The sequence below is a fragment of the Mesorhizobium sp. M0587 genome (genome assembly GCF_040320945.1).
Taxonomy (GTDB): Bacteria; Pseudomonadota; Alphaproteobacteria; order Rhizobiales; family Rhizobiaceae; genus Mesorhizobium.
The window spans coordinates 1-3536 of record NZ_JAMYQP010000088.1; the positions used below are offsets into that span (position 1 = coordinate 1).

The 3536-nt window shown below is 61.9% G+C and carries 4 protein-coding genes; all 4 read right to left on the reverse strand.

The features are described from left to right. The coding region (gene pheT / locus NKI49_RS33050) for a phenylalanine--tRNA ligase subunit beta (protein ID WP_352695931.1) at positions 1-1282 on the reverse strand (1282 nt) is incomplete at its 3' end. Between the two features lie 43 nt (positions 1283-1325). Beyond that, the gene (gene pheS, locus NKI49_RS33055; RefSeq protein ID WP_352608372.1) at positions 1326-2423 is read right to left on the reverse strand and encodes a phenylalanine--tRNA ligase subunit alpha; all 1098 of its coding nucleotides are present in this window, start codon (positions 2421-2423) and stop codon (positions 1326-1328) included. A 143-nt stretch (positions 2424-2566) separates the two neighbouring features. Beyond that, on the reverse strand, positions 2567-2968 hold the full coding sequence (gene rplT, locus NKI49_RS33060) for a 50S ribosomal protein L20 (RefSeq protein WP_006201247.1): 402 nt from the start codon (positions 2966-2968) through the stop codon (positions 2567-2569). Positions 2969-3061: 93 nt separating this feature from the next. Continuing rightward, positions 3062-3265 (reverse strand): 50S ribosomal protein L35, encoded by a 204-nt coding sequence (gene rpmI / locus NKI49_RS33065; RefSeq protein WP_006201248.1) that lies wholly within the window; start codon positions 3263-3265, stop codon positions 3062-3064. Positions 3266-3536: the final 271 nt, after the last annotated feature.

The window sequence follows — 3536 nt, forward strand, 5'->3', positions numbered from 1 at the left end:
GGATCGCGGGGTGTTCGGCAGGGGGCAATTGTTGGGGGGGATCCCGATACCCCTCCCACGGGGGCAAGTACAGGTGTGGGGGGGGGGGGGTGGATGTGCCGCCCACCTCGATCTCCGTCGGCGTACCGCCGCAGAAATCGAGCACCAGTCTGGTTGCAAGCTCCACGCCGGGCACCATGAATTCAGGGTCGACGCCGCGTTCGAAACGGTAGCGCGCATCGGTGATGATGCCGAGCGTGCGGCCAGTGCGCGCCGTGGCGATCGGATCCCAAAGTGCGGATTCGATCAGCACGTCTGTCGTGTTCTCGTCGCAGCCGGAATGCTCGCCGCCCATGATACCGGCGATCGATTCGACGCCATCGTCGTCCGCGATGACGCACATTTCCGGCGTCAGCGTGTATTCGCGGCCGTCGAGCGCCAGCACCTTCTCGCCGTCGCGCGCGCGGCGCACGACGAGATTGCCTGCAACCTTCTTGGCGTCGAACACATGCAGCGGACGGCCGCGGTCGAAGGTGACGTAATTGGTGATGTCGACCAGCGCGCTGATCGGCCTCAGCCCAATGGCGATCAGACGCTGCTGGAGCCATTTCGGCGACGGGCCGTTCTTGACGCCTCTCACCAGCCGCAGCGCAAAGCCGGGGCAAAGCTCGGGCGCCTCGATCTCCACCTTGACCGGGCACATGCCATTGCCGACATGCGGCATGATCGCGCCGCCGACGAGGCGGCCGAGACCGCTCGCCGCCAGATCCCTGGCGATGCCGTAGACGCTGGTGGCGTCCGGCCGGTTCGGCGTCAAATTGATCTCGATGACCGGATCGTCGAGGTGCGCATAAGCGGCGAAGCTGGTGCCGACAGGCGCATCCTCAGGCAGGTCGATGATGCCGTTGTGTTCGTCGGAAAGCTCCAGCTCGCGCTCTGAGCACATCATGCCATGGCTTTCGACGCCCCTGATCTTGCCGACCGTCAGCGTCACATCGATGCCGGGCACATAGGTGCCAGGCGCGGCAAAGGCGCCGATCAGGCCCGCGCGGGCGTTTGGCGCGCCGCACACCACTTGCACGGGCGGCTTACCGTCGCCTGTGTCGACTGCCAGCACCCGCAGCCGGTCGGCATCGGGATGCTGCACCGCCGTCAGCACCTTGGCGATGACGAAGGGTTTCAGGCCCGACTTGTCGTCGACATGCTCGACTTCGAGGCCAATCGAGGTCAGCCGCTCGACGATCTCCGCGAGCGTGGCGTCGGTCTCAAGATGGTCCTTGAGCCAGGAGAGGGTGAATTTCATGATGCTATTCCGTCATATCTGGCGGCAGGGATTTTCCGGGCCATTACGCGCTCAATCCGCCGAACAGCGTCGGCATGTCGAGCGGCCTGAACCCGTAATGCGACAGCCAGCGGACATCGGCGTCGAAGAAGGCGCGCAGGTCCGGCATGCCGTATTTCAACATGGCGATGCGGTCGATGCCCATGCCCCAGGCAAAGCCCTGATATTCGTCCGGGTCGAGCCCGCCATGGCGCAGCACGTTGGGGTGCACCATGCCGCAACCGAGGATTTCCATCCAGTCGGAGCCTTCGCCGAAGCGCACTTCACCCGGCCGCGAGCGGTCGCACTGGATGTCGACCTCGAGGCTCGGCTCGGTGAACGGGAAAAAGGACGGCCGGAAGCGCATCTTGACCTGCGGCACTTCGAAGAAGGCCTTGCAGAATTCCTCCAGCACCCACTTCATGTTGGCGACATTGGCCGTCTTGTCTATCACCAGCCCCTCGACCTGATGGAACATCGGCGAATGGGTGGCGTCGGAATCCTGCCGGTAGGTCTTGCCGGGAATTACGATGCGGATCGGCGGCTTCTGCTTCTCCATGGTGCGGATCTGCACCGGCGAGGTGTGCGTGCGCAAAAGCTTGCGTTCGCCCTTCTCGTCCGGCTGGAAGAAGAAGGTGTCGTGCATCTCGCGCGCCGGATGGCCTTCCGGGAAATTCAGCGCGGTGAAATTGTAATAGTCGGTCTCGATGTCGGGACCTTCGGCGATCGAGAAGCCGAGATCGCCGAAGATCGCCGCGATCTCGTCGATGACCTGGCTGATCGGGTGGATGCGGCCGCGCTCGGCCGGCGACTGCCGCACCGGCAGCGTTACGTCGACCCTTTCAGCGGCAAGGCGCGCGATGATCGCCATGTCCCTGAGCTCGGCCTTGCGGGCCGTCAGCGCCTCGGTGACGCGGTTCTTGAGGCCGTTGATAACTGGGCCTTTGACCTGACGCTCCTCGGCACTCATCGCGCCGAGCGTCTTCAGCATTTCGGAGATCGATCCCTTCTTGCCAAGGGCCGCGACGCGCACGGCCTCGATCGACGCCTCGTCGGCAGCCGACGCGATGTCGGCAAGAAGCGAATCTTCCAGGGCTTCAAGGTTTCCAGCAGTGGCATTCACGGCGAAGCTCTCTCGATCGGGCGACCCGCCACCATCAGGCGTGTCACCAATTTGGTTACATCAGGGTCAAAAAAGAACCCGCGCCAGCCGTGCCAGCGCGGGTTCCCCAAATCAGAATTTAGAATGCTTGGGAAGCGCTGGTCTTAGGCGACAGCGCTTTCAAAAGCATTCGGGGTGGTGTTCTTGAGGTACTCAAGAGCAACCTTGGCCTTGGCGACGAGTGCGGCGAAAGCCTGCGGCTCGTGGATGGCCATGTCCGACAGGATCTTGCGATCGATCTCGATGCCGGCCTTGTTGAGGCCGTCGATGAAGCGGCCATAGGTCAGGCCGTGCTCGTGGGTCGCGGCATTGATGCGCTGGATCCACAGGGCGCGGAACGAGCGCTTGCGGTTCTTGCGGTCGCGGTAAGCGTATTGCAGCGACTTTTCCACCGCCTGCTTGGCGATGCGGATGGTGTTCTTGCGGCGGCCGTAGAAGCCTTTCGCGGCTTTCAGGACCTTCTTGTGCTTGGCGTGCGAGGTGACGCCTCTCTTTACGCGTGCCATGTCATGATCTCCTTAAAAGCAATTCCAGGAAAAGTGTCTTGCGGTTTTCCGTTCGGAATTGCGTAAAACTAATGCGTGTCCGGACCGAATGCCTTAGAGGCCGTTCGGCAGAAAATTCTTGATGACCTTCTTGCCATCCGGTTCAGCCAGAACCATCGTGCCGCGGGCATTTCGAATGAACTTGTTGGAACGCTTGATCATGCCGTGACGCTTGCCGGCCGCAGCCGACAGGACTTTACCCGTACCTGTGATCTTGAACCGCTTTTTGGCGGCGGATTTGGTCTTCATCTTGGGCATTTTGCTACTCCGTATGGTGTGCGCACTATCGCGCTTTTTGTTCGCTTCAGGCCGACCAAAGCCCGAAAAGCAAATGAAACCGCCACGGCATGCCCTGCCGGGCGGTTTTCTTGGAACGGCGGTCCTATACGTCAAAGCAGGCGACTGTGCAACACCTGCATGGATGCGTGTCGTAAGCACACGAGTTGTCCGGATTAGGTAGCAGGTGAGTTGTCCGGTTTCATGTCCAGCCAATGGAGGCTGGGGATGAAACGGGCGGCATGGCTACAGG